Annotated in this window: 25 protein-coding genes and 3 pseudogenes; 16 read left to right on the top strand and 12 right to left on the bottom strand. The window is 43.6% G+C overall.

Annotation, left to right across the window (positions count from 1 at the left end; all coding sequences use genetic code 11):
* Nucleotides 1-55: 55 nt before the first annotated feature.
* From N5E84_RS12550 to N5E84_RS12530, 5 genes and pseudogenes are all read left to right on the top strand, one after another.
* Nucleotides 56-1,348: pseudogene (locus N5E84_RS12550) on the top strand (IS66-like element ISVa9 family transposase); the annotation flags it as partial.
* A gap of 79 nt (nt 1,349-1,427) precedes the next feature.
* Nucleotides 1,428-1,748 (top strand): IS66 family insertion sequence element accessory protein TnpA, encoded by a 321-nt coding sequence (gene tnpA, locus N5E84_RS12545; RefSeq protein ID WP_019283194.1) that lies wholly within the window; start codon nt 1,428-1,430, stop codon nt 1,746-1,748.
* Nucleotides 1,745-2,098 (top strand): IS66 family insertion sequence element accessory protein TnpB, encoded by a 354-nt coding sequence (tnpB, locus tag N5E84_RS12540; protein WP_019283195.1) that lies wholly within the window; start codon nt 1,745-1,747, stop codon nt 2,096-2,098. The genes tnpA (N5E84_RS12545) and tnpB (N5E84_RS12540) overlap by 4 nt, the downstream gene beginning before the upstream one ends.
* Nucleotides 2,099-2,157: 59 nt before the next feature.
* A complete protein-coding gene (locus N5E84_RS12535; RefSeq protein ID WP_069211897.1) occupies nt 2,158-3,690 on the top strand; it encodes an IS66-like element ISVa11 family transposase in 1,533 nt (510 codons plus the stop codon).
* Nucleotides 3,691-3,723: 33 nt separating this feature from the next.
* Nucleotides 3,724-3,972, top strand: a pseudogene (locus tag N5E84_RS12530) (transposase); the annotation flags it as partial.
* Between the two features lie 106 nt (nt 3,973-4,078).
* On the opposite strand, the gene N5E84_RS12525 reads toward N5E84_RS12530, so the two are convergent.
* The 4 genes from N5E84_RS12525 to N5E84_RS12510 all read right to left on the bottom strand — a co-directional run bounded on the left by N5E84_RS12525 (nt 4,079) and on the right by N5E84_RS12510 (nt 8,169).
* Nucleotides 4,079-6,085, bottom strand: a complete 2,007-nt coding sequence (locus N5E84_RS12525) for an ATP-binding protein (RefSeq protein WP_019282079.1) — start codon at nt 6,083-6,085, stop codon at nt 4,079-4,081.
* A gap of 127 nt (nt 6,086-6,212) precedes the next feature.
* Nucleotides 6,213-7,253, bottom strand: coding sequence for a macro domain-containing protein (locus tag N5E84_RS12520; RefSeq protein WP_029388202.1), 1,041 nt, complete (start codon nt 7,251-7,253; stop codon nt 6,213-6,215).
* A gap of 13 nt (nt 7,254-7,266) precedes the next feature.
* Nucleotides 7,267-7,908 carry a DUF4433 domain-containing protein gene (locus tag N5E84_RS12515; protein ID WP_019282081.1) on the bottom strand — a complete coding sequence of 214 codons (642 nt, stop codon included), beginning with the start codon at nt 7,906-7,908 and terminating at the stop codon, nt 7,267-7,269.
* Nucleotides 7,909-7,911: 3 nt separating this feature from the next.
* Nucleotides 7,912-8,169, bottom strand: coding sequence for a helix-turn-helix domain-containing protein (locus N5E84_RS12510; RefSeq protein WP_019282082.1), 258 nt, complete (start codon nt 8,167-8,169; stop codon nt 7,912-7,914).
* A gap of 216 nt (nt 8,170-8,385) precedes the next feature.
* Between N5E84_RS12510 and radC the strand changes: the two genes are divergently transcribed.
* The 7 genes from radC to N5E84_RS12475 all read left to right on the top strand — a co-directional run bounded on the left by radC (nt 8,386) and on the right by N5E84_RS12475 (nt 13,286).
* Entirely contained in the window at nt 8,386-8,859 is a 474-nt protein-coding gene (gene radC, locus N5E84_RS12505; RefSeq protein WP_069212049.1) for a RadC family protein, read from the top strand.
* The gene (locus N5E84_RS12500; RefSeq protein ID WP_029388384.1) at nt 8,856-9,293 is read left to right on the top strand and encodes a DUF2787 domain-containing protein; all 438 of its coding nucleotides are present in this window, start codon (nt 8,856-8,858) and stop codon (nt 9,291-9,293) included. Before radC ends, N5E84_RS12500 begins: the two co-directional genes overlap by 4 nt.
* A gap of 50 nt (nt 9,294-9,343) precedes the next feature.
* Nucleotides 9,344-9,787, top strand: a complete 444-nt coding sequence (locus N5E84_RS12495; RefSeq protein WP_019282928.1) for a DUF2787 domain-containing protein — start codon at nt 9,344-9,346, stop codon at nt 9,785-9,787.
* Nucleotides 9,788-10,105: 318 nt separating this feature from the next.
* Nucleotides 10,106-10,873: a WYL domain-containing protein gene (locus N5E84_RS12490; protein WP_019282926.1), complete on the top strand. Its 768-nt coding sequence runs from the start codon at nt 10,106-10,108 to the stop codon at nt 10,871-10,873.
* Nucleotides 10,870-11,238: a hypothetical protein gene (locus tag N5E84_RS12485; protein ID WP_069212050.1), complete on the top strand. Its 369-nt coding sequence runs from the start codon at nt 10,870-10,872 to the stop codon at nt 11,236-11,238. Before N5E84_RS12490 ends, N5E84_RS12485 begins: the two co-directional genes overlap by 4 nt.
* A 47-nt stretch (nt 11,239-11,285) precedes the next feature.
* Entirely contained in the window at nt 11,286-11,513 is a 228-nt protein-coding gene (locus N5E84_RS12480; RefSeq protein WP_019283000.1) for a hypothetical protein, read from the top strand.
* A 255-nt stretch (nt 11,514-11,768) separates the two neighbouring features.
* Nucleotides 11,769-13,286 carry a hypothetical protein gene (locus N5E84_RS12475; protein ID WP_069212051.1) on the top strand — a complete coding sequence of 506 codons (1,518 nt, stop codon included), beginning with the start codon at nt 11,769-11,771 and terminating at the stop codon, nt 13,284-13,286.
* Between the two features lie 34 nt (nt 13,287-13,320).
* On the opposite strand, the gene N5E84_RS12470 is transcribed toward N5E84_RS12475, so the two are convergent.
* Nucleotides 13,321-15,063: an ATP-dependent nuclease gene (locus tag N5E84_RS12470; RefSeq protein ID WP_019283001.1), complete on the bottom strand. Its 1,743-nt coding sequence runs from the start codon at nt 15,061-15,063 to the stop codon at nt 13,321-13,323.
* A 289-nt stretch (nt 15,064-15,352) separates the two neighbouring features.
* Here N5E84_RS12470 and tnpA (N5E84_RS12465) point away from each other — a divergent pair, with 289 nt between their 5' ends.
* Genes tnpA (N5E84_RS12465) through N5E84_RS12455 form a run of 3 tightly spaced genes read left to right on the top strand, consistent with a single transcriptional unit; the run spans nt 15,353 to nt 17,615 of the window.
* On the top strand, nt 15,353-15,673 hold the full coding sequence (tnpA, locus tag N5E84_RS12465) for an IS66 family insertion sequence element accessory protein TnpA (RefSeq protein ID WP_019283194.1): 321 nt from the start codon (nt 15,353-15,355) through the stop codon (nt 15,671-15,673).
* Nucleotides 15,670-16,023: an IS66 family insertion sequence element accessory protein TnpB gene (tnpB, locus tag N5E84_RS12460; RefSeq protein ID WP_019283195.1), complete on the top strand. Its 354-nt coding sequence runs from the start codon at nt 15,670-15,672 to the stop codon at nt 16,021-16,023. Before tnpA (N5E84_RS12465) ends, tnpB (N5E84_RS12460) begins: the two co-directional genes overlap by 4 nt.
* Before the next feature lie 59 nt (nt 16,024-16,082).
* On the top strand, nt 16,083-17,615 hold the full coding sequence (locus N5E84_RS12455) for an IS66-like element ISVa11 family transposase (RefSeq protein WP_069211897.1): 1,533 nt from the start codon (nt 16,083-16,085) through the stop codon (nt 17,613-17,615).
* Nucleotides 17,616-17,682: 67 nt separating this feature from the next.
* Here the strand turns inward: N5E84_RS12455 and N5E84_RS12450 are convergent, their stop codons facing one another.
* From N5E84_RS12450 to N5E84_RS12430, 5 genes are all read right to left on the bottom strand, one after another.
* Nucleotides 17,683-18,129 (bottom strand): ribonuclease HI, encoded by a 447-nt coding sequence (locus tag N5E84_RS12450; protein ID WP_019283002.1) that lies wholly within the window; start codon nt 18,127-18,129, stop codon nt 17,683-17,685.
* A gap of 67 nt (nt 18,130-18,196) precedes the next feature.
* Nucleotides 18,197-18,397 (bottom strand): AlpA family transcriptional regulator, encoded by a 201-nt coding sequence (locus N5E84_RS12445; protein WP_001211743.1) that lies wholly within the window; start codon nt 18,395-18,397, stop codon nt 18,197-18,199.
* A 64-nt stretch (nt 18,398-18,461) separates the two neighbouring features.
* The gene (locus N5E84_RS12440; protein WP_019283003.1) at nt 18,462-19,058 is read right to left on the bottom strand and encodes an inovirus-type Gp2 protein; all 597 of its coding nucleotides are present in this window, start codon (nt 19,056-19,058) and stop codon (nt 18,462-18,464) included.
* 53 nt (nt 19,059-19,111) lie between these two features.
* A complete protein-coding gene (locus N5E84_RS12435) occupies nt 19,112-19,786 on the bottom strand; it encodes an inovirus Gp2 family protein (RefSeq protein WP_019283004.1) in 675 nt (224 codons plus the stop codon).
* Between the two features lie 64 nt (nt 19,787-19,850).
* Nucleotides 19,851-20,486: an inovirus Gp2 family protein gene (locus N5E84_RS12430; RefSeq protein ID WP_019283005.1), complete on the bottom strand. Its 636-nt coding sequence runs from the start codon at nt 20,484-20,486 to the stop codon at nt 19,851-19,853.
* 465 nt (nt 20,487-20,951) lie between these two features.
* Here N5E84_RS12430 and N5E84_RS12425 point away from each other — a divergent pair, with 465 nt between their 5' ends.
* Complete coding sequence (locus N5E84_RS12425; protein WP_019283006.1) at nt 20,952-21,851, top strand: hypothetical protein; 900 nt, start codon at nt 20,952-20,954, stop codon at nt 21,849-21,851.
* Between the two features lie 73 nt (nt 21,852-21,924).
* Here N5E84_RS12425 and N5E84_RS12420 read toward each other — a convergent pair.
* Nucleotides 21,925-22,200, bottom strand: a pseudogene (locus N5E84_RS12420) (tyrosine-type recombinase/integrase); the annotation flags it as partial.
* 34 nt (nt 22,201-22,234) lie between these two features.
* Nucleotides 22,235-23,767 carry an IS66-like element ISVa11 family transposase gene (locus N5E84_RS12415; RefSeq protein WP_069211897.1) on the bottom strand — a complete coding sequence of 511 codons (1,533 nt, stop codon included), beginning with the start codon at nt 23,765-23,767 and terminating at the stop codon, nt 22,235-22,237.
* Nucleotides 23,768-23,796 lie beyond the last annotated feature (29 nt).

Raw genomic sequence — 23,796 nt, 5'->3', positions numbered from 1 at the left:
GATAAAAGTGAGTTATACCAAGCCTTGACGTGGTGTTTTTAATATAATCAATGCCATGAAAAAGACGCCCGATATTAACCCAGAAAGCCAAGACATCGCCGAGCTTCAAGCTATGGTGAAAGCGTTGATGTCGGAGAAAAAAGAGTGGCAACAAGAGCGCCAATCCTTAATTGAGCAGTTTAAACTGGCCCTTGACCGTCAATTCGCCAAACGCTCGGAAGCGTTAAAGCCGTATAACGAAGCACAGGGTGACCTCTTTAATGAGGCGGAATGTGAAGCGGCGAAATCGGAAGATGAGGTTATCACCACGACGACAATCAAACGTCGTGGTAAACGTCAACCGCTTCCTAAAGACTTGCCACGTGAAATTATCGAGCTTGACCTAGATGAGCACGACAAACAGTGCTCATGCTGCCAACACATTTTGCATAAAATCGGCGAAGACCGCAGTGAAAAGCTTGAGTTCACGCCCGCCGTCCTAAAAGTGTTGGAATATGTTCGCCCGAAATACGCCTGTCGTCAGTGTGAACAAGAGGCTGAAAAAAGCCACATTCACCAACAACCCGCACCGATAAGTATCATCCCCAAAAGCTTCGCTACCGAAAGTCTGCTTGCCAACATTATTTTAGGCAAATATCAGTATGCGCTTCCGCTGTATCGTCAGGAAACCTTGTTCACCCAATCAGGTATCGAGTTATCGAGAACGACCATGGCCAGGTGGGTAATCCAGGTTAGTGAAAAGTTCAAACCGCTTTATCAGGCACTGAAGACTCACTTACTCGAACAAGTGGTGGTTCAGGCCGATGAAACGCCGCTCAATGTGCTCAAGGAAGACAAGCAATGTTATATGTGGTTGTACTGCTCGGGAGCCGACTCCCCTGAAGCTAAACTCCCTGACATGAAAAATATCGTCTTGTTCGACTATCAAAACAGTCGCGCGAGAGTGTGCCCCGTGAACTTCTTGGGTGATTACTCAGGCTATCTGCAAAGTGATGGTTACGCGGCTTATGATGGATTAACCAACGTCACCAATGTCGGTTGCTTCGCTCATGCACGTCGTAAGTTCATGGAAGCGAAGAAGCTTCAGGGCAAAGGTAAAACAGGTAAAGCGGATGTGGCGTTAGCCAAAATCCAAAAGTTGTACGCACTTGAATCTCGATTAAAACTGGCTTCGGTCGAAGAGCGTTGGGCAGAAAGACAAGCGCAGGCTAAACCGATGTTGGATGACATCTATGACTGGTTAACCACGCAGAAAGTCATCGAATCGAGTCCTCTTGGTAAAGCCATCAAGTACACCTTGGGTCAGTGGCCTAAGCTGATACGCTATGTTGAAGATGGGCATTTATCGTAAGCGCGTCATAAACCCCGCATTCTAATCACCTAGCCCGAATAATAAGATCAAACCTCCAACCCAAAGGAGATTTGAAATGGCCAAACGACGCACTAACCAAGAATGGCGAACCCTGTTCGAACACTATGAATCCAGCCAACTATCACAACGATTATTCTGTGAACGTAACGGACTGAGCCTCTCCACTTTTTACGCTAAGCGCCAACAGTTAAAGCACATCGAAAAACCGAACACGGTTGGCTTTGTTAAAGCAGAAGTCGTTGAAAAGACCACAAAGTATCAAGCCACTCACGTTGTCGTTGCCAATATGACGCTGCTCGTCAATGATGTTGAACTGAGCATCCCACAAGGCACGCCAGCGACCTATCTCGCAGAGCTTATCGGTGCGCTGTCATGAAACGTATGCTCAGTGCTCCCGAAATCTATCTCTATCGCGAAAGCGTCGATTTTAGAAAGTCCATCAACGGCCTCGCTGCGATTATCGAAAATGACACCGACTTGCCCTTGGGCAGCGGCGCACTGTTCCTGTTCACCAACAAACAGCGCGACAAAATCAAAGTGCTGTACTGGGATAAAACAGGCTTTGCTCTTTGGTACAAGCGCCTTGAAAAAGCCAAGTACAAGTGGCCATCAAAAGAGCAAAATGAGGTGTTTACCCTAACTCAATTCGAGCTTGACAGACTGCTTTCTGGCTTCACGATTATCGGCCATAAACCCGTTAGAATAAACGATTTTACAATGACTTAAGCGATAATATAGCCATATCCACCAAGCATTAACGGCATGATTTTAGTATAATCAATGCCATGAAAAAGACGCCAAATATCAACTCAGAAAGCCAAGATGTTGCCGAGCTACAAGCGATGGTGAAAGCGCTGTTGGCGTCAGAAACCCAATTGAAACAAGAGCGTCAATCGCTGCTTGAACAGCTCAAACTTGCCTTCGACCGTCAGTTCGCTAAACGCTCGGAGGCGTTAAAGCCTTACGATGAATCTCAAGGTGATCTCTTCAACGAAGCGGAGTGTGAGGCCGCTAAGGAAGAAGAGGTTGAAGTTGTCACAACGACCATCACAAAGAAGAAACGTGGTAAACGCAAACCACTGCCAAAGACCTTGCCTCGTGAAGTTATCGAACTCGATTTAAACGACGATGAAAAGCAGTGCACTTGCTGTCAACATAACCTGCATAAAATCGGTGAAGACCGTAGCGAGAAACTTGAGTTCACGCCAGCGGTACTAAAAGTGTTGGAATATGTTCGTCCTAAATATGCTTGCCGCCAATGCGAGCAAACAGAAGACAAAAACCACGTCGTTCAAAAGCCAGCGCCGCAAAGCATTATCCCGAAGAGCTTCGCCACAGAAAGCTTGTTGGCCAATATCATCCTCGGCAAATATCAATACGCGATGCCACTTTACCGCCAAGAATCCCTGTTTACCCAGTCGGGTATCGAACTCTCACGAACCACCATGGCAAGGTGGATTATCCAAGTCAGTGAGAAGTTCGCTCCACTTTACGCGGCCTTAAAAACGCACCTACTTGAGCAAGTGGTGATTCAGGCGGATGAAACGCCGCTCAATGTCCTCAAAGAAGATAAACAGTGTTATATGTGGCTTTACTGCTCGGGCGCAGACTCGCCTGAAGCCGCCCTCCCTAATGTGAGAAATATCGTCTTGTACGACTATCAAAACAGTCGAGCTAGGGCGTGCCCTGTTGCCTTCTTGGGGGATTACAGTGGTTATCTACAAACCGATGGCTATGGTGTTTATGATGGGCTTCATCTCGTCACCAATGTCGGTTGCTTGGCGCATGCTCGGCGCAAGTTCATGGAGGCGAAAAAGCTGCAAGGCAAAGGCAAGTCAGGCAAAGCGGATAGTGCATTGGCTAAAATCCAGAAACTCTATGGAATAGAATCACGCTTAAAAGGTGCCTGTGCCGAAAAACGGAAAGCAGAGCGCCAAGAGCATGCTAAGCCGATACTGGATGAGCTTTATGAATGGATGACAACTCAGAAAGTGCTTGAGTCTAGCCCGCTGGGTAAAGCGATAAAATACACGCTCGGTCAGTGGCCGAAGCTGAGCCGCTATATCGATGACGGTCACTTATCGATAGACAATAATCGTGCTGAACGCGCAATAAAACCGCTGGTTATAGGCAGAAAGAACTGGCTCTTCTCGACCAATCCCAATGGAGCTGAAGCGAGCGCGATGCTTTACAGTATCGTCGAGACAGCGAAAGCCAACGGCCTTATCCTTTACGACTACATGGTTAAGTGCATGAAAGAGCTAGCGAAATCTGAGCCTGATATCGATGCACTCCTGCCTTGGAACTTCCAACACTAACAATATCGCCCCGTGGGATCATGGGGCGGATACCATTTATCTATCGACAACAACCGAGCGGAACGCGCAATCAAATCGCTGGTCATTGGCAGAAAAAATTGGTTATTCTCGACGAATCCGCTTGGTGCTGATGCGAGTGCTTTGCTGTATAGCATCATCGAGACGGCGAAAGCGAACGGACTGATACTCTACGATTACATGGTCAAATGTATGAAAGAGCTGGCAAAGTCTGAGCCTGATATCAACTCACTGCTTCCCTGGAACTTCTCACATTCAAATTAAAACGCCCCGTGGGATCATGGGGCGCATACAATGCATACTTACTAATGGCAAAAAATATAAAAAGAGGCAGCTACATGCTGCCTCTTATCTAAATGAAAAACCACTATCAACAAACCTGCTGAAGATCGACAACTAGCTCACTTGATCCCATATGTTCAAACGTATCTCGTCTCGTTTTAAGGTTTTCAAGCAAATAGGAGTTTGTTAACTCAAACTCAGATTTGATAGAAGACCAAGTCTTCACATATCCTTTGATTCGCTCTTCTTTGAATACGATACCAGGTTCGTTATGAACTTCACACGACTTGAGCGCTCTCGGAATCCCCATATCATCATTCGAAACCTTTCTTCCTACTAGAATCAATTCGAATCGCATATTAGGTACACTAAAACCTGGATGACGGGCTATGATCCCTGCGTAGTCTTCAAGTTGCCTTAAGTGTTTTGTGTTCAACGATACACTCGGTTTCTTAATCTCTATAATCGTACACTTGAAATAGGGCTTACCAAAACTATCAAACTGTTTTGTCTTCCTAGCCAAAAATAGATCCACCTGACGTCTCACACCTTCAATAGTAAGACCATCATCTAAGTCTTGCTGTTCGAAGTCATCTTCTGCTAGTACATCGATTTCTTTAATATGCTGCCTAAGATTATGGGCTGTTTTTTGAAAATCGTCTTCTTCTGCACCTATCATTGAGTATTGTTCACCGAAAAGCCAAGTATTCGCTTCAATAATCCCTTGTAAGTGCGGAGTTTCTAAAACATCCTTGTAATTGTTAATCATAAGCTCTTCTAACTTTCTAACAACAGTCTCCCTACGTTGCAATACTTCAATCGTACTGACAATGTTCTCCAACGTTGTCTTATTTAGTTGCTCAGCTAACTGATGGAGACGATGTTCGTCCAGCTCTACAACACTTTCTAGCACTTCCAATAGACTGTCATTCTCATTAGAAACAAGCAATTTATCTAATAATGAGATCATGACTTTAGCTTGCTTCGCACCTAGATTATTAAATATTGAAGGCTCAACTAGCCAAATTTCCTTGATGACAGTTCGAACATTAGTGTGTCGCCACTCAGCATCATGCTGACTCAGGTTTTTGTAGGTAGGGAAATAGCCTTGTTGCTCATATCTATCTAACTGACTTTCAACCTGCTGCCTAAGAAATCCAGTATAGATATCTCGAGATATATCGAAAATCTTTGTTTTGAGGGACTTAAAGATTGGTGAGCTTGGGGTAGCAAGTGGAACATCCAGCTCATCAAAACTTAAAGATCCGCCGTTTTTATCAAATCGGTCAACCCAAGGCGATTGAATATAGACGCTCAAATAAAACTGGCTTTTTCTATTAAATGAGTTGTTTTCACTGTACGTAACTCTACCATCTGAATTTACAAAGTAGTTCTTTGAATTTTCAGTTCCCGGTTTGGTTTTCCACCTAAAAAAGTTAACCGTAAATGGAATTTCATCTATATCGATTGACTCGAAACGACTTTCATTAATCGGAACAGATACCTCAGTGTTGTTGAGATACAGCTTCAATTTGTCATTTAAGGCGAGTCTCCACCCGAATTCATTTTGCAATATACACAATAATGTTTCATCGTCAGGTAGGTTGGTCGTAAAATTTGTCAACTCAACACATGTTCCCCGACCATTTGCAACAACACTATGCTTTTGTTGTTCAGGCAGTAGACTCAGCATCGAATAATGTTGTAAATCATCACTGCTGATAGAGATCTTTGTATCCTTACAGCCACATCGAGAATACCAATCGGCATTCGCACATAAAAGATGAAACGCCAATCGGCCTCGGCCATGTGCACCTTGCGTATCATCATCACCAACTTTTTGAGAATCATTGAAACACGAAAAATGTTCTAGTTTTTTATCAGGATCAATCCCTAAACCATTATCAATAATCTGTACGGATGTAGTCCCAAGGAACTCTTCACTGGTACTAATTCTGACCTCAGTTGCTTTAGCATCAAAACCATTGGCGATTAGTTCTATAACGGCTCTCTCTGGAGTTAGCTTCCATCGATTAAAGTGCTTCTTGATACCTGCATGGTTTATATTCGTTGTTTCGATCTGTTCCTTTTGCATTAAACAGTCCCTAGCCTTATTAACGAAACAGAAGGTTGCTGTTTCATATATTTTTTATAAAAATCAGATTCAACTTAAATTTAAGTATGTAGAGACTCTTGTCCAAGAGTCTCTACTAACGTTCAATTCACACGCTCAACCAGTGCTGTCTATCAAGTACTTTTTCAGCAATAGTAATTTGCCTTGGGGTAAATTGCTGCTTTCTTGCGTTCCAAGAATGAACACCTTTGATAACTTGTTCGGTATTTTTTGCTTGTTCATATCGATTAAGCCAGTGCACCGTAGCAAGAAGCTCTAAGCCCTGTGGTGATTCAAAGCCTTCTACCAATCGAGATACCTTTTCAAATCTCTCTCGCGTATCAGGATGTTGGTCCAAGAATTCTTGTGCTTCTTTTACCGCTCCAGGAACCAACTGAAGTACTTTCTCCGGTGCATCACCGCCATCTGAATAACCAGAAACAAAATGCCCTTCAATTGCATTAAGAACATGGCGTAGGTTTTTTGCATAAGGCCCATAGTGCGCCTTCTGATAGGACAAGCGTAAAGGCTCTCCTGCTTCCTGCATAAAATACAATAACTTATGAACCTCAAGTAACGAGACTGATGGATCAAGTAAACCTTTCAGGTAGCGCTGAATCAACTCAATCAATACAGCCCTACCTGGTGTCATCTTTGGTACTTCTTGTTGCTTTGCCATTCTATCATTCTGCGGCGCGCCCGATGGCTCATAAAGTAGAACTTGAACATCTTTCAGCGGCTGCATTGCAACTTCGATTTTTTCACGTACCACCGTCCAATCAAGCCCACCTAAACCTGCGCCTAAAGGTGGTATTGCAATAGACTTAATACCTAGTCTTTGAATATCGTTAACAAGGGCTGACAAGCCAGAGTCAATATCTTCAATTCGGCTTGCGCCTCGCCAATGACGCTTCGTGGGAAAATTAATGATAAAACGAGGGTTTGCTAACTGCCCAGTTTCAAATATAAACATTTTCCCAGGCTGAACATCTTTGCTTTTACAAGCTGCGGCATAAACTTTGAAGTTTTCAGGCCATGCTTTTTTAAATTGCAGAGCAATACCACGCCCCATGACGCCAACACAGTTAACTGTATTTACGATTGCTTCTGCATCAGCACGCAGAATATCACCACGAGTAATTTCGATCATATCTACGCCCCCCTCAATAATACCAATCACGATTAATTGTAACAGGTGGCCGGTGTGCTGCCATTTGCAACGTGTTGACTACCTGATGATAAACATTGTCTGAATTGACCACTATCGCCTCTACTAAATGCCAGGGAAAGCTATGCTCGATAAGAAACTCGGCCTGTTTGCCATCCTTGCAACTTTGCCATTGTGTAGCGTTAATAGCTGGCCAATTTAGTTCATGTAATAAAGCTAAGTCGTTCCTATCTTCAAAAAAGTACGACCCCGCATTTGAAAGAGTAAATGCCCAACGATGTCCTTGCTGCTGCGCCCATTGTACGGTTGCATGAAGATCAGCTTGTAGGTGAATTATTGGTCCCTGTCCGCCTTTGTAAGCCAGTTCATCACTGTCTGCTCGATAAATCACATACAACATGATGGAGCGTGGACAGAAATAAAATGGTACACATTGTCCAACATGTAAACCAGGATGACTATCCAACGTTAACTCGTTGAGTCGACGCTGTTTAATAGTGTTCATACCTATTGTGGTTCCCACCGCATTTTGCGCAATGATCTGGGCATCACATAACAATCCATTTGCATCAAGAATAGACGCTAACCTATCAACATGAACAATATGATAAATCTTGGGCTGTAATGGTACTGTCATTTGTCATCCTTTTCTTGTAGGCAAGTTTAACTTCCTTGAATTATCACCCAATTGATTGTGTAGTGATGACTGTTCAAAGAGTTCACCAACTTGACAGTTAAATAAAATGCACAGTTTATCTATGGCTTCTAAATCCACTTTTTGTGCAGTTTCTTTATACAGTAATGTCACGGTGTTACGGCTTAAGCCTGTTTCACGAATGACATCTGAAATTTTTAGTTTCCTTTCCCCCATCATACGGGCAAGGTTGCATTTAATCATGTCTTCCTATCCATTCCGGCAAGACTTCTTTGATACTGCATCCTATCAGAAAATAACGACCAAGATTAAAAATTTCATTTCAACTCAACTTTTTAATCTTAAAATTTAAAAACTGATCACCCCCTGAGTCCCACTCACACATCCCTCTCAATCCAAAAATCTTCAGGCATATGTCATCCATGTGAATACCCATCATTGATTCGACAGGAGCCTGAAATGAATCCCAAAACTTCCGATTACCAAAAGCAGCAACGCTATCAGGAAAATGAAATCCTAGAGCATGCCGCTGAGATACTGGCAACACGCTACGTGCGTGGTGATTCCCTCACCAATCCTGATGCCACCAAAGAGTATGTGCGCTGCAAGCTAGGCTGCTATGAGCGTGAAGTGTTTGCCTTATTGCTGCTGGATAACCAAAACCGACTAATTGAATTTAAAGAGCTGTTTCAAGGTACAGTGGATGCGGCCAGCGTCTACCCACGTGAAGTGGTGAAAGCGGTGTTGGAAGTCAATGCCGCAGCGGTGATATTTGCCCATAACCATCCATCTGGAGACTCAACGCCTTCTCAAGCTGATAGACGCATAACCGAAAGACTCAAAGACGCTTTAGCACTGGTGGATGTTCGCGTTCTCGACCATATCGTGACAGGCAATACCTGCACCTCGTTTGCTGAAAGGGGATGGTTATGATTGAACAACATTATGGCAAGCTGTGCATTGATAATGCGTTACATGCGTTACTAGAAGCACTTCTGAATAGATACAACATCTCGGACAATGCGGAACGACTCGTGTTGAACTGCCGCCAAATGAGTTACTACCGACATCGACAAGGTTTGCATCCCATTGAAGTACAGCTTAAACGTGAGTCAGCCTCAAGCCCGTGGCTGGTGGTGTTCTTTGCCAGCTTCTCTTATCCCGATGACAACAGCACAACCGTTGAACCTGAACTGTACTTTCACCTTGCTAATCGCTGGTGCTATCAGCCCGATGTGGGGAGTACTGATTTATCCCACCCAGAGGTACAAGAGCTGCTCTCGGTCTGGATGAAAGCTTTTGCTCGTCATCTTTCCAGAAACGTCTTTGATGACGTGCAACTGACGATGGTCGGCACGTTCCAATAATTCTCACTCTGTTATTTCTTATTTGAATCCTGAAACAAGGAGGACTCACTATGTCCAAATTAACCTTCACAGCATCCTTACTACCTGTATCGAAACAACTGCACACGCTGCTAAGTGAGCACTTCAACGCTCATTTACTAAATAGTGAAACACTGACCACCAGCCGTTATCTAGTGTTTAACTTTCGCGATAATAGTTACAGTGCGGAAGAAGGTGGCTTCCATCCGGTTGAGATGGCGATTTGCCAAACCTCAACAGGGGAATGGAGTATTGAGTACATCACCGACTTTGCTTATATGGGGAATTACTATCCAGAGCTAGAGCGCAACTTGGATTTCGATTTTCGGGTTGGGCAGTTCTTTATGGCCTATCGTGGCTGGCTACCAATGCAGGGTAGCCGTGATGCTAAAGAGCTGTATCGGCTATGGGAGAATAACTTTCTTACCTATGTCGATACGGATGCTTACAACGAGATAGCCGTCACCCCGCAATAGCTCATGACTTCCCTTCTTCTACAAATCATCAAACTTGTCACTGCTCTCATCACGCTGTTTTCACTTTCCCCGTTCTTCGGTGCTATTGGAGCCCTATCCACTTTAGGATTTCTGGTGGTGCTGTTGATTGGGTTATTGGCAGCCATTGCCGAGCTCAGTGATAAGCATAGGCCTCGTTAATGTTAATCGGCTCACGCTTTAGTGATGCCGATTGATGCTGTTTTCACCGTTGGACATTATGTGTCTAACCCACCTCTATTCTCCCGACATTAAATGTCCGACTCCGGTGTGGAGCTTTGATGTATTGAGAGCGTAGTCATGAGCAATAAAACCAGCATTGAAGGGTTATCCGCTTTGCTGCACACGCTGATGCTTATTCCTCAACATCGATGGATTACCGTTAGGGAATTGCAGCAGCAGTTAGCCCTACTCGATATCCACCGCACCACGCGCAGTATTAAACGCTACCTCGATGACATCATTGTGGACGTGTTTAACGTGGAGTGTGATTCGATGAGCATGCCCCATGTTTATCGGAAAACCTCAGAGCAATTACTGAAGCTCAATAAGCAGGAAATGCTCTATTGGCAATTGACCAACAAGTACTTACTGCCGCTGGTTCCTGATGCACTGAATTATGGGCAAGGGTGCTCCTCGGAGAGAGACAAACCCTTGTCCTATATAGGTTCAGCACATTCAAAAGAGCAAGCATGGTTAGCCAAAGTACATGTGGCATTGCCCACGATTCGCGAGTGGAGTGACGAGCAACGGCACGTGTTGAATGCGGTACACACGGCATTACTGCACAACCGTATGCTCAAGATATCTAGCCAAGTATTGCAGCAAGAGAAGGCGCTCATTGAGCCACTGGGACTCTCGGTTCAGTGTGACGCGCTCTTGCTGCTCTTTCGATTATCCGGTCAACACACGATACGCACCCTAGCCTTGCCTTTGATTGATGAGGCCAGTGTATCGACGTTTTCTTTTACCTATCCAACTGATTTCAATCTTGAGCGGTTCATACGTGAACACGATGGAATCAGTGCGCCTGAATTTCACTCACCGATAAGGAGAGCACCGTTATGACATTAACCAACACCCTACTCCAATACGCCGCTATGAGCATCCTGTTTATTGGGCTTACCGCTTGTGGCGACCAAGAAGAGACTCAAGCAGCAACAGCAGATATTGAAGTGTCGATATCAGCTAACCCTCACTGGGGAACATTGGTCTTTGACCTGCAAGCTATCACCGACAACACCGTAATCAGCAATGTAGTGATTAACCGTGGCAACTGCCGATTACCCGCAGGCACAACCTCAGAGCTATCAAGAAACGTTTCATTGAACTTCGGCCAAACCTACACCGGATACAGCAACAACTGCACTGTAGACAGCGTGAAAGAAATCGAAGTCACCTCCAGCGCGGGCACCTTTGTCTACAACTTCTAACTTCCAATTCCCAAATAACACACTCAACCAAATCGTAAGGATAAACTATGAAAAAATCATCTCTACTCATTGCTACAGCGCTAGTTTTCTCAACCTCTTCCGCCTTTGCTGGTGGAACACTGGGCGGTAATCCATCCGCAGATTCGGGTGCAGTCAACGTCAGTGTAGGCAAATGTACTCAATACAAAATGGATGTAAAAGCGGCGCAGCAGGAAGGTAAGGATGTATCGAGCATCACCGTTCCTGAAGGCTGTGAAGCCATCACAGAAAAGTAATACCACCAGCAACGATAAAAATGACAATGGGGAGCCTGATTGCTCCCCATTTTTTTATCTTTGAAGCAAGTAGCTCAATCAAATCATAGGACTTAATTCTCACGAAACTATCAGCTTGATTTAAGAGACTGTGACAAAGACAACTAATTCAAATCACTTTAACATTGTAAGTTACTGTTATATAAATGCTTGTATACAGACATGAAAAAGAAACCTATTCATCCCTGTTAAGGGAAATATATAGCGCAGTGTGACATGAACAATGTTGAAAAGATATTGAGAGAAAATGGGCCTTGCCTGAGCTCTGACTTGAATAAAAGACTTGTAGAAAAGTTTGGCATATCTCCAGCGACTGCTCGAAAGCAAGTGTCTCGTGGATGTCCAGACATGCACCGATTAAATGGCATAAATTTTGTTAGAAATGCAAAATTCATTTACCTCAAAAAAGACTATCGTTCGCCTTTTTACTGGAACGCATTGTATGGTGCATTTCAAGAAACAAATTCTGCGTATTGGATTGCTATTGCTGCGCTTAAACAACGTGGAGGCCCCATACCTTATAAACACTTTCTCATTTGCTGCGGTTCTCCACTTAAACAACAAAAACATTTATCTCCCGAAGAAGTTCTGAAAAGGCTTGAGTCGGTGGGTGTTATCAAGCAAAAGTATTTTGAGGGATTAGGTAAGTGCGTAATTTTAATTGAACACGAAGATCGTGATTGGCTTGTAGCAGAGCAGCAAGCTCGTCTATTGGCGGAAAACATACTTATCAGTGCTATATCTACTTGGGTAAAGAACATCGGAATGGTCAGTTACAACAAGTTAGTACATAGAGATAGTGATGCTCTTCCTCAAGTTAGTACCACAGCGTGGGATATTTCTGGTCCCTCTTATGTATCTGGTCTTGCCGATTTCAAAAATGGATCAGATTCTGAAATTAAGCCTGGTTTTTTCACATGTGATGTTTATCTCGGTGATAAAGTCAGCACTATTGGGATAGAGCCATTCATAAGGAAATGCAAAGCTCTTCGAGGATTAAAGCGTGTTGGCCGAACACTACATTTCTTCGTTGCAGAAGAATTTCACGCCGAAGCATTCCAAGAAGCAAAAAAAGCGGGGGTCATGCCCGCCACCGTGGAAAACCTATTTGGAACCGAAATTGCTAAGGGCTTAAAATTCTTAATAAAGACCTTGAATGATGCTGCCAAAGTGTTGATATTAGAGCCAGAAAAGTTCAATACGCTATTTGATTCGCTTGGAAAAATAGAAGGGGCGGCAGGAAATCTAAGGGGGGCTCTCTTTGAATATTTTACAGCAATACTGATCCCCAAAATTCGCCCTTCTATTCGAATCAGAATCAACGAGAAATGCAAAATGCCATCCGGCGGTTCTGCGGAGGCTGATGTGATATCAGAAGGGAACGGAGAGATACTTTTTATCGAGTGTAAAGGACATCAACCGGGAGGCATGGTTGAGCATGATGAAGTAAAAAAATGGCTGCATCAGCGAGTGTCGATTTTGAAAAGTTACTCCAAAACTCATCCGGATTGGAAAAGTAAAAAGCTACGCTTTGAAATTTGGACAACTGGCCGCTTTAGTGATGAGTCAATAGCACTGTTGTCAGAGGCTAAACAATCACGAGTTCAGTATGACATAGATTTTCTGGACGGTAAGCGAGTGAAGCTTGAAGTTGAGAAGTGTGATGACAAAGAACTCAAGGCTACATTCTTCAAGTGTTTTTATGATCACCCATTACGCAAACTAGAGATATGACAAGTATTATTGTCATATCTCAGTGTCAGTTTAGTTACTTGAGTGCATCCTCTAAATCAGTAATATTACTCCATTCCACAGCGTTTTCAGGGAGTGGTTTTGTGAAATCAGTGAGCGCTTCAAGTAGCCGTCTTAATTTAGAGAACTCTTCACCATTTTCATCACTGATTATCTGTAAAGCTGCATAGGGTTTTTCTGAAGTTACCGCTTGACCAAAATAAGCCTCTTCTAGGTTTGGTACTGAAGCAACCAGTCTTACTTTTTTAAAATCAGGAGCTTGTTTAACCACCTCTAACAAATTGTTATTTGTTCCCCAAGCAGGGTTGGCCTTGGGAGATTGTCCTGCTTTAGCTTTACATAAAGGTCTGTCTGAGTCATGAAGTAAGGCATAAGGGGCACCAAACTGATTCAGTATTTTTGCAAGAGAAGCTAATGTCGCTTTACCCCTTGCGCGAACAATATGCGTATCTTTAAATAATTCAGGATGTTTCGCTATTACATGCTTAAACGCTGTATATTCTGTATCTCCCTCAACAAGAACAGTATTACCACCAAAGAAAAACTCCGCTACATGAGGGTCGAATACATTTAATAGCTTTAATCGTGCTTTATCGTCAGGATCTAATTTCGCCCTATGAGGTCTGAAAATCGTTGTTCCCTTAATATTCCCATCTCCTGATCTCTCAACCCTCACTATTGATGTATTGTCTCTAGATAGATCGATGAAAGCTGGGGAATGGGTTGTTACCATTACTTGCCAGTTTCCATTTCTAGGTAAATCATAAAGAACCTTACAAGCTTCTCTTACAGCGTTGGGATGTAAGCATAGTTCGGGCTCATCTAATAGAAGCAGATGAGGCCGTTCTAAACCTTTACCAGACTGCATTCGTTTCTGTTCAGAGATTATTCTTAATGCTGACCAAAGAAGAGTTCTACGAGCACCACTTCCTTGCTTTTCAATAGAAGTTTGATGACCATCAACATGTCCCATGCGAAGCTGAGGATCGTTTTTAAAGAGATTTATACATTTATCAACCTCATCTTCTGGTCTGGCATCAAACTTTACTTCATATCCAGGAAAGACTTCGCATACCATCTTCTCCATTTCAGATTGAATTGCTTGAATCTCTTTTTCCGTATCTTTCACAATGAGTTTTTGTAACTCGATAACGTTATGTAGTAGCTTCTGATAAGGAGTTAATTCACCACCTGATAACTCTTCCTCTGATAACGCTTTTACTCGTTCTGTTAATGCGCTTTGCAGAAGTTTTATGATTTCTTTGGATTGGGTATCTGGATCAGAAAAAGCATCAACTCGATGAGGCTCGGATCTGTATGCTTGAGCAACATTTGGAGCCCCCCACGGCCGCTTGGATGGATGCCAATCATTTGCTACCACATCCCATCCAACACGAGAGGCTTTACCTGGGGATTCCCAAATCCATTTTTCTTTGACGTATTTTTCTTCTGTCTCTGGATCAGTTATAACCCACTGCTTACCTGGTTGTCCCTCATCAAAGATTACGGTCTCAATAATTATTTCAGGGAGGTTCTCGGGATCAACAGATTCATTGGGAAAATCGTTTATTGTCAGTAACCCGGTTTTGGAAGCTTCTTCCATTGCCACCTCATATGCTCTGAGGATAGAACTTTTACCAACATTATTCGGACCTACGAGAACAACGATTTCATCTAGCTCAATCTCAACAGGCGTACTGCCAATACATCGAAAGTTTTTAATTGTTAGCTTCCGTAATCTTGGTCTTGGAACTGCCATTGCCAACCTCATTATGCACAAGAGTGTTTATGAAACCTTATTCTTTCTAGTTTTTATATTCCATAGCATCTCATCACAAAGAATGACGTTGACTTAAAATAACCTCTCATTATCGAGAAAAAGGATGATAAAAAACACCCTGCGTATTTAACTTCAGATATATGTTATCTAGAAAAACGCAAATAATCGGCAATAGCGGCTTGTTGGACGTAAGCGCGTCATAAACCCCGCATTCTAATCACCTAGCCCGAATAATAAGATCAAACCTCCAACCCAAAGGAGATTTGAAATGGCCAAACGACGCACTAACCAAGAATGGCGAACCCTGTTCGAACACTATGAATCCAGCCAACTATCACAACGATTATTCTGTGAACGTAACGGACTGAGCCTCTCCACTTTTTACGCTAAGCGCCAACAGTTAAAGCACATCGAAAAACCGAACACGGTTGGCTTTGTTAAAGCAGAAGTCGTTGAAAAGACCACAAAGTATCAAGCCACTCACGTTGTCGTTGCCAATATGACGCTGCTCGTCAATGATGTTGAACTGAGCATCCCACAAGGCACGCCAGCGACCTATCTCGCAGAGCTTATCGGTGCGCTGTCATGAAACGTATGCTCAGTGCTCCCGAAATCTATCTCTATCGCGAAAGCGTCGATTTTAGAAAGTCCATCAACGGCCTCGCTGCGATTATCGAAAATGACACCGACTTGCCCTTGGGCAGCGGCGCACTGTTCCTGTTCACCAACAAACAGCGCGACAAAATCAAAGTGCTGTACTGGGATAAAACAGGCTTTGCTCTTTGGTACAAGCGCCTTGAAAAAGCCAAGTACAAGTGGCCATCAAAAGAGCAAAATGAGGTGTTTACCCTAACTCAATTCGAGCTTGACAGACTGCTTTCTGGCTTCACGATTATCGGCCATAAACCCGTTAGAATAAACGATTTTACAATGACTTAAGCGATAATATAGCCATATCCACCAAGCATTAACGGCATGATTTTAGTATAATCAATGCCATGAAAAAGACGCCAAATATCAACTCAGAAAGCCAAGATGTTGCCGAGCTACAAGCGATGGTGAAAGCGCTGTTGGCGTCAGAAACCCAATTGAAACAAGAGCGTCAATCGCTGCTTGAACAGCTCAAACTTGCCTTCGACCGTCAGTTCGCTAAACGCTCGGAGGCGTTAAAGCCTTACGATGAATCTCAAGGTGATCTCTTCAACGAAGCGGAGTGTGAGGCCGCTAAGGAAGAAGAGGTTGAAGTTGTCACAACGACCATCACAAAGAAGAAACGTGGTAAACGCAAACCACTGCCAAAGACCTTGCCTCGTGAAGTTATCGAACTCGATTTAAACGACGATGAAAAGCAGTGCACTTGCTGTCAACATAACCTGCATAAAATCGGTGAAGACCGTAGCGAGAAACTTGAGTTCACGCCAGCGGTACTAAAAGTGTTGGAATATGTTCGTCCTAAATATGCTTGCCGCCAATGCGAGCAAACAGAAGACAAAAACCACGTCGTTCAAAAGCCAGCGCCGCAAAGCATTATCCCGAAGAGCTTCGCCACAGAAAGCTTGTTGGCCAATATCATCCTCGGCAAATATCAATACGCGATGCCACTTTACCGCCAAGAATCCCTGTTTACCCAGTCGGGTATCGAACTCTCACGAACCACCATGGCAAGGTGGATTATCCAAGTCAGTGAGAAGTTCGCTCCACTTTACGCGGCCTTAAAAACGCACCTACTTGAGCAAGTGGTGATTCAGGCGGATGAAACGCCGCTCAATGTCCTCAAAGAAGATAAACAGTGTTATATGTGGCTTTACTGCTCGGGCGCAGACTCGCCTGAAGCCGCCCTCCCTAATGTGAGAAATATCGTCTTGTACGACTATCAAAACAGTCGAGCTAGGGCGTGCCCTGTTGCCTTCTTGGGGGATTACAGTGGTTATCTACAAACCGATGGCTATGGTGTTTATGATGGGCTTCATCTCGTCACCAATGTCGGTTGCTTGGCGCATGCTCGGCGCAAGTTCATGGAGGCGAAAAAGCTGCAAGGCAAAGGCAAGTCAGGCAAAGCGGATAGTGCATTGGCTAAAATCCAGAAACTCTATGGAATAGAATCACGCTTAAAAGGTGCCTGTGCCGAAAAACGGAAAGCAGAGCGCCAAGAGCATGCTAAGCCGATACTGGATGAGCTTTATGAATGGATGACAACTCAGAAAGTGCTTGAGTCTAGCCCGCTGGGTAAAGCGATAAAATACACGCTCGGTCAGTGGCCGAAGCTGAGCCGCTATATCGATGACGGTCACTTATCGATAGACAATAATCGTGCTGAACGCGCAATAAAACCGCTGGTTATAGGCAGAAAGAACTGGCTCTTCTCGACCAATCCCAATGGAGCTGAAGCGAGCGCGATGCTTTACAGTATCGTCGAGACAGCGAAAGCCAACGGCCTTATCCTTTACGACTACATGGTTAAGTGCATGAAAGAGCTAGCGAAATCTGAGCCTGATATCGATGCACTCCTGCCTTGGAACTTCCAACACTAACAATATCGCCCCGTGGGATCATGGGGCGGATACTGTTGGACTATGTCTACAAGCCGCCTTACATACATCAATCTATACCACTTCTAGCAGCATCAACTGCTAACGAATCCGCTATCTCATTCCCTCTGACACCAGAATGCGCTCTAACCTTTTTTACTTCGACATACTTGTCTGCGCGAAGCGCATCGACTGTCTGCCACAGGCATCGATTCTTAATCTGTTTTTTATCGGCTCTACGCCAGCCTTTCTTTTTCCAGCCATCAAGCCAAAGGTTGAAACCTTTTACGCAGTACTCACTGTCTGAGTAGATGACATCACCATCTTCGGCATATTCCAGCCCTTCGATAAGTGCAAGTAACTCCAACTCTGCATTGTCTGTACTTCGGTTAATGGTGATCCCCTCTTCATGGACAATATCATCGTCTTCATTGAAAACCACCATCCCAACACCACCTCGTTTGCATTCGTGTTGGTTGTTTGGTGCTGCGCCGTCTACGTAAATTGAATAACTCATTTTTTTATCTCTCTAATTGAAAAAGGGCGCATGACTTTACTTAGCCAGCACCCCGTTGATATTTGTGTTACTGAAAGGATTCTGCGTTGTCTCGCATGCTCAGACGCGATTCCATCCATTCCTCTATTTCACTTTCTACCCAAGCTACCGCTCGTCCACCGAGTGGCACACTCTTAGGGAAGTCGGTTTCATCTGCCATGAACTTGTAGATAGTTGAACGGCCTAGTCCTGTTAGTGACATCACTTCTTTAAGTCGTAGAAATCTCATGGGAATTATCTCCTCTTGTATATACCCATGTGATAAGCCGCCACTGTAAAAAAATGCAGTCGGTCTACTCCAAACTAGAGCCAAAGAAATAACGCGTCTCGCTCCACGCTTCAGCAAGACTGCTCATCCGTTTATAGACGCAGTTCTTTATGTCAGTGTCTTTGCTTTTACAGCGTGTACCCAAGCTATAATTCCCTCGGTCGTTCAGTTGGACCATTGAGCGCTCATTACCTTTGTAGTGCTTTTTAATCGCTTCTCCCCAAGCTGTTTTCAGATGCCCCACAATTTCATTACGCTTGTCCATGGAAATAACATCACCAAAATGCTGTTTATAATCAGTAAACAACATCACTTGATACTGGTGCGAACAGCTATCCGCTCGCTTACGCCACACGTAATGCAACGAATTGGTGTTCAGCTTCTCTTTCAGGATTTCAAAGTAGTCCTTAAGGGTACTGAGATCAGTGTCTTGATGATCTTTAGGCAGGTATAAGTCCAAACGTGTTGCGAGAGCGATATCAAACTGACTGAGTGCCTGTTCAAAGATATCGGCCATTGAGGTCAGTGCTGATTCGTATAACCCCTTGTCGCTGTAATACAGCGGGTAATCTTCAAAAGTTCTATCAAGGGTAATGCTTGGGAGGTAGGTTCTATTCGCCATGAGTAATACCTTTTGTGTGTTAATGACATAGGCATTACTCGCTCTGTATTTTTTTAAGGTGAGTCGTGACTGCAACCAAAGCTCTTGTTGAAGTGATCGTTCCGGTTGGCAATGGGCTTCGCAAGACGACTGATTCGATAGAAGAATTCGTTTAACTGTAACGGGAACGTGTCTGTATCGGAGAATAGTTCAAAGCCCTCATTCGTAGGGGAATAAGCTAATCCTGAGCATGGTTGGTTGTAATAGGCTTCAACCACCCTATCCCATATTTTCCTCACTTTTTTGTAGAGAAAACGACCCCAACCCTCTCGACCAGTGCCTAAGTTTTGAAAGAGATCCCTATCAAAGAGCAAAATAAGATGATGGTGATCGCTGGTGGACTCACTCGCCGTCGTCCAGATATAGCGAATAACCGTTTGTTGGTATCGATAAGTTCTGTCGGTGTATTTTTCCTTACAGAGCTCGTTAGTCTCCGATTCTAAAATACGAAAGAAATGGGCAAACACCGCTAGGTAATCTTCCCCGAAGTCACTCGGTAGGTTTAGGTTGATGTGAACAGCAAAAATTCTTGGATATTGGTTTAGTGCTTCAGTCAGTACTCGGTCTATCTCCTCTAGGTATTCGAGGACGAGACCATCCTCAAAGTAGTAGAGTGGTTTCCCATTAAAGGTTCTGTCATGAGTGATAGTGTGGGCTCTTTGATGAGCCACGTTGAGTTGATGAATCATGATTGGTTCCTGTGGTTTGTTGTGATTCCCACAGGAACTGTTTCCAACGTAATTTTTAAGGGGATTAAGAGCTAGTAGCGAAGTTTCTCATAGTCACTCCGTATACCTTTGAATTAGGTTTAGCGAAATAACACACCCTTTTGAATAGCTCATTCTTCGATTGTTCAATATCCGATGCTTTCAGGTTTAAGCGATACACACCATTCTTGCAGAAATGAACTAGTGCTGGTTTCTCCTGTTTGATAGCACTGCACCATGCTTGCTTAATCAAGTCGGCTAGAGAGCCGTCTGACGCCCCTACATCCCCGAGTTGATAATAGATATCTTTGTTCAGGAAGAGTGCAACATGGTAGTGGTACTGCTCAGAGGTATTCTTCTCTTTTGCCCAGATGTAACTGGTCTTGTTCTTTAAACCCCTTCCCCAGCTTTTCTCTTTACGTTTTATATCTACGTCTAATTTGGCATTTAGGGATTTGAAGAATCGAGTGATGACTTTCGAATCTGCATCATCGAAATCTTCGGGTAAGTGTAGGTCTATCCGAAAGACGGATAGCCTAGGATGATACTTCAATGCTTTCTCTATCAATTGAGAAATCTTGTAGAGGTAAAACTTACGATAGAAGAATCGTTGCTTTCGTTTCGTTGGTTGAGGTAGGTCGTAGCTGTTGAACTTGTCTTCAGATGTGTATTGATGATTCATGGTGTTGTTATCCCTATTCGTGTGTCTCTCATACACACTGGGAATAACGTAAATTTTAGTAGTTGGTAGTTATGTATATTACCTATACCAACAACGATACATCACGGTGTTGTGAACACAGTGTCACAAATAACACGCTTACATTAGCTCACTTACTCTTTCCTCTTCTTCAAAAACAGTAAACCAACTGAAAAAAGAAATATTTCCATTTACGTCACTCGAACATTATCATGAAAAAAACCATTACAAAAATATCTAAAACAAAGCGACAGGCCCTGAAATTACTAGATTTAGAACTAACGCCGTTCATAATCAAAGTATAATTAAGGAACTTTTTTACTACAAAAAACCATCATAAAAACCACATATTAAACTCATTAAAATTGACATTAAATCATTTAAGAAACTTCATTAAAACTATAATTTTGATACAGTAAATCATCAAATAGACATCGATAAATCATCATGAATAAAACAGAAAGAGAACTTGCTGATAAGGGATTGTTTAGAGCAAACAACATCCGATACTTAAGATTTTATGCTGCTTATATTTCCGCCCATGCAGACATACGCTTCACATTTCAAAGCCAAGATAAAGAAGAGTTACAGCGTAAAATTAAGTTGGCACTAAATAATCAACATAATGACCTAGAGCCTAAGATTGAAGATATGAACAAACAGGCTTTAAAGTCATTACTAGCTGATCGTTCATTCGCTTGGATAGATAAAAAAGAGGATAGAATTGTTTACTTTGCTTGGTCGTTACTAAGATTTGTCTCAACTATCTCAGATGACTTAGATGTCCATAAGCGAGGATTTGACTACGCACTTGGAACGCTATACTGTAAAAACAATCTACATAATGAAGAGACAAATCCGTATAAAAAATCAGGCTTAAATCTGTTATCATTAAGCCGAATTGAAGCTCATGAGCTTATCTATGAGTTCTTTGACCAATGGCAAGCTAATACGTTAGCTAAAGATAGGTTGATGTCGCTTCTAAAGGAGAAATGGTTATACATAGCTAACGAGCTACGCCCCGACTATTCATGGATAGATCCGAAGAATAAGAAGCAAAACATATGGATTTACAACTACATAAAATCAAAGCTTGAGTTTTTACCTCATCTAACACCGCCAATATCAACAGCACAGTATTACAATACGAATATCGCGTTATTAGATACATTATTTACATGTAGAAATGGGGCAATAAGAAGAGAAAAGCCTCTTCCACGAGAATTAAAGTTGTCACCACTACGTACATTCAACTTACTTTCTAATGAAGTTATGTACACAATGATGAAGGCATGGAAGCAAAAGCAGTATCGAGAAAAGACCGGACGCACATCAGCTAAATCTTAACCAAGCTATACACAATTCGAACAGACACCGCTCCATAAAGAGCGGTTAATCTGACCGTAAAGAAAAGACTAAATTAGGCCATCTTAGCAGAGGGTAACGGGTGGACGTTCGCTTCCATTAGCGATTGCAACTTGTTACCCCATGCCTCCAGAACCTTCAACTGCTCATCGATATAATCATGATGGTTATAGACTCTGAGCATACCTGGTAGCTGGTGTCCGACTGTCTTTTCAATCGCTACGATATCTAACCCCATTTCACTACAACGGCTGATAAAGGTACGGCGCAAGTCATGAGGTGAAAAGCGCTCAAAATCAGTAGGTAGATTACGTTTGATCAATGCCCGTACTGTATCCGCCCCATGATCCCACGGGGCGATATTGTTAGTGTTGGAAGTTCCAAGGCAGGAGTGCATCGATATCAGGCTCAGATTTCGCTAGCTCTTTCATGCACTTAACCATGTAGTCGTAAAGGATAAGGCCGTTGGCTTTCGCTGTCTCGACGATACTGTAAAGCATCGCGCTCGCTTCAGCTCCATTGGGATTGGTCGAGAAGAGCCAGTTCTTTCTGCCTATAACCAGCGGTTTTATTGCGCGTTCAGCACGATTATTGTCTATCGATAAGTGACCGTCATCGATATAGCGGCTCAGCTTCGGCCACTGACCGAGCGTGTATTTTATCGCTTTACCCAGCGGGCTAGACTCAAGCACTTTCTGAGTTGTCATCCATTCATAAAGCTCATCCAGTATCGGCTTAGCATGCTCTTGGCGCTCTGCTTTCCGTTTTTCGGCACAGGCACCTTTTAAGCGTGATTCTATTCCATAGAGTTTCTGGATTTTAGCCAATGCACTATCCGCTTTGCCTGACTTGCCTTTGCCTTGCAGCTTTTTCGCCTCCATGAACTTGCGCCGAGCATGCGCCAAGCAACCGACATTGGTGACGAGATGAAGCCCATCATAAACACCATAGCCATCGGTTTGTAGATAACCACTGTAATCCCCCAAGAAGGCAACAGGGCACGCCCTAGCTCGACTGTTTTGATAGTCGTACAAGACGATATTTCTCACATTAGGGAGGGCGGCTTCAGGCGAGTCTGCGCCCGAGCAGTAAAGCCACATATAACACTGTTTATCTTCTTTGAGGACATTGAGCGGCGTTTCATCCGCCTGAATCACCACTTGCTCAAGTAGGTGCGTTTTTAAGGCCGCGTAAAGTGGAGCGAACTTCTCACTGACTTGGATAATCCACCTTGCCATGGTGGTTCGTGAGAGTTCGATACCCGACTGGGTAAACAGGGATTCTTGGCGGTAAAGTGGCATCGCGTATTGATATTTGCCGAGGATGATATTGGCCAACAAGCTTTCTGTGGCGAAGCTCTTCGGGATAATGCTTTGCGGCGCTGGCTTTTGAACGACGTGGTTTTTGTCTTCTGTTTGCTCGCATTGGCGGCAAGCATATTTAGGACGAACATATTCCAACACTTTTAGTACCGCTGGCGTGAACTCAAGTTTCTCGCTACGGTCTTCACCGATTTTATGCAGGTTATGTTGACAGCAAGTGCACTGCTTTTCATCGTCGTTTAAATCGAGTTCGATAACTTCACGAGGCAAGGTCTTTGGCAGTGGTTTGCGTTTACCACGTTTCTTCTTTGTGATGGTCGTTGTGACAACTTCAACCTCTTCTTCCTTAGCGGCCTCACACTCCGCTTCGTTGAAGAGATCACCTTGAGATTCATCGTAAGGCTTTAACGCCTCCGAGCGTTTAGCGAACTGACGGTCGAAGGCAAGTTTGAGCTGTTCAAGCAGCGATTGACGCTCTTGTTTCAATTGGGTTTCTGACGCCAACAGCGCTTTCACCATCGCTTGTAGCTCGGCAACATCTTGGCTTTCTGAGTTGATATTTGGCGTCTTTTTCATGGCATTGATTATACTAAAATCATGCCGTT

Source organism: Vibrio sp. J502 (genome assembly GCF_025397955.1).
In the GTDB taxonomy this organism is placed as follows: domain Bacteria; phylum Pseudomonadota; class Gammaproteobacteria; order Enterobacterales; family Vibrionaceae; genus Vibrio; species Vibrio anguillarum.
This window is presented reverse-complemented; position numbering and strand designations above follow the sequence as displayed.

Bases quoted from the DNA above. Each gene is read 5' to 3' on its own strand.
- tnpA (WP_019283194.1), top strand. From the start codon at position 15,353: ATGGCCAAACGACGCACTAACCAAGAATGGCGAACCCTGTTCGAACAC.
- tnpA (WP_019283194.1), top strand. From the start codon at position 1,428: ATGGCCAAACGACGCACTAACCAAGAATGGCGAACCCTGTTCGAACAC.
- N5E84_RS12415 (WP_069211897.1), bottom strand. From the start codon at position 23,767: ATGAAAAAGACGCCAAATATCAACTCAGAAAGCCAAGATGTTGCCGAG.
- N5E84_RS12495 (WP_019282928.1), top strand. From the start codon at position 9,344: ATGTCCAAATTAACCTTCACAGCATCCTTACTACCTGTATCGAAACAA.
- N5E84_RS12475 (WP_069212051.1), top strand. From the start codon at position 11,769: ATGAACAATGTTGAAAAGATATTGAGAGAAAATGGGCCTTGCCTGAGC.
- N5E84_RS12430 (WP_019283005.1), bottom strand. From the start codon at position 20,486: ATGAATCATCAATACACATCTGAAGACAAGTTCAACAGCTACGACCTA.
- N5E84_RS12450 (WP_019283002.1), bottom strand. From the start codon at position 18,129: ATGAGTTATTCAATTTACGTAGACGGCGCAGCACCAAACAACCAACAC.
- radC (WP_069212049.1), top strand. From the start codon at position 8,386: ATGAATCCCAAAACTTCCGATTACCAAAAGCAGCAACGCTATCAGGAA.
- N5E84_RS12525 (WP_019282079.1), bottom strand. From the start codon at position 6,085: ATGCAAAAGGAACAGATCGAAACAACGAATATAAACCATGCAGGTATC.
- N5E84_RS12535 (WP_069211897.1), top strand. From the start codon at position 2,158: ATGAAAAAGACGCCAAATATCAACTCAGAAAGCCAAGATGTTGCCGAG.
- N5E84_RS12470 (WP_019283001.1), bottom strand. From the start codon at position 15,063: ATGGCAGTTCCAAGACCAAGATTACGGAAGCTAACAATTAAAAACTTT.
- N5E84_RS12510 (WP_019282082.1), bottom strand. From the start codon at position 8,169: ATGATTAAATGCAACCTTGCCCGTATGATGGGGGAAAGGAAACTAAAA.
- N5E84_RS12520 (WP_029388202.1), bottom strand. From the start codon at position 7,253: ATGATCGAAATTACTCGTGGTGATATTCTGCGTGCTGATGCAGAAGCA.
- N5E84_RS12480 (WP_019283000.1), top strand. From the start codon at position 11,286: ATGAAAAAATCATCTCTACTCATTGCTACAGCGCTAGTTTTCTCAACC.
- N5E84_RS12425 (WP_019283006.1), top strand. From the start codon at position 20,952: ATGAATAAAACAGAAAGAGAACTTGCTGATAAGGGATTGTTTAGAGCA.
- N5E84_RS12490 (WP_019282926.1), top strand. From the start codon at position 10,106: ATGAGCAATAAAACCAGCATTGAAGGGTTATCCGCTTTGCTGCACACG.
- N5E84_RS12445 (WP_001211743.1), bottom strand. From the start codon at position 18,397: ATGAGATTTCTACGACTTAAAGAAGTGATGTCACTAACAGGACTAGGC.
- tnpB (WP_019283195.1), top strand. From the start codon at position 1,745: ATGAAACGTATGCTCAGTGCTCCCGAAATCTATCTCTATCGCGAAAGC.
- N5E84_RS12455 (WP_069211897.1), top strand. From the start codon at position 16,083: ATGAAAAAGACGCCAAATATCAACTCAGAAAGCCAAGATGTTGCCGAG.
- N5E84_RS12440 (WP_019283003.1), bottom strand. From the start codon at position 19,058: ATGGCGAATAGAACCTACCTCCCAAGCATTACCCTTGATAGAACTTTT.
- tnpB (WP_019283195.1), top strand. From the start codon at position 15,670: ATGAAACGTATGCTCAGTGCTCCCGAAATCTATCTCTATCGCGAAAGC.
- N5E84_RS12485 (WP_069212050.1), top strand. From the start codon at position 10,870: ATGACATTAACCAACACCCTACTCCAATACGCCGCTATGAGCATCCTG.
- N5E84_RS12515 (WP_019282081.1), bottom strand. From the start codon at position 7,908: ATGACAGTACCATTACAGCCCAAGATTTATCATATTGTTCATGTTGAT.
- N5E84_RS12500 (WP_029388384.1), top strand. From the start codon at position 8,856: ATGATTGAACAACATTATGGCAAGCTGTGCATTGATAATGCGTTACAT.
- N5E84_RS12435 (WP_019283004.1), bottom strand. From the start codon at position 19,786: ATGATTCATCAACTCAACGTGGCTCATCAAAGAGCCCACACTATCACT.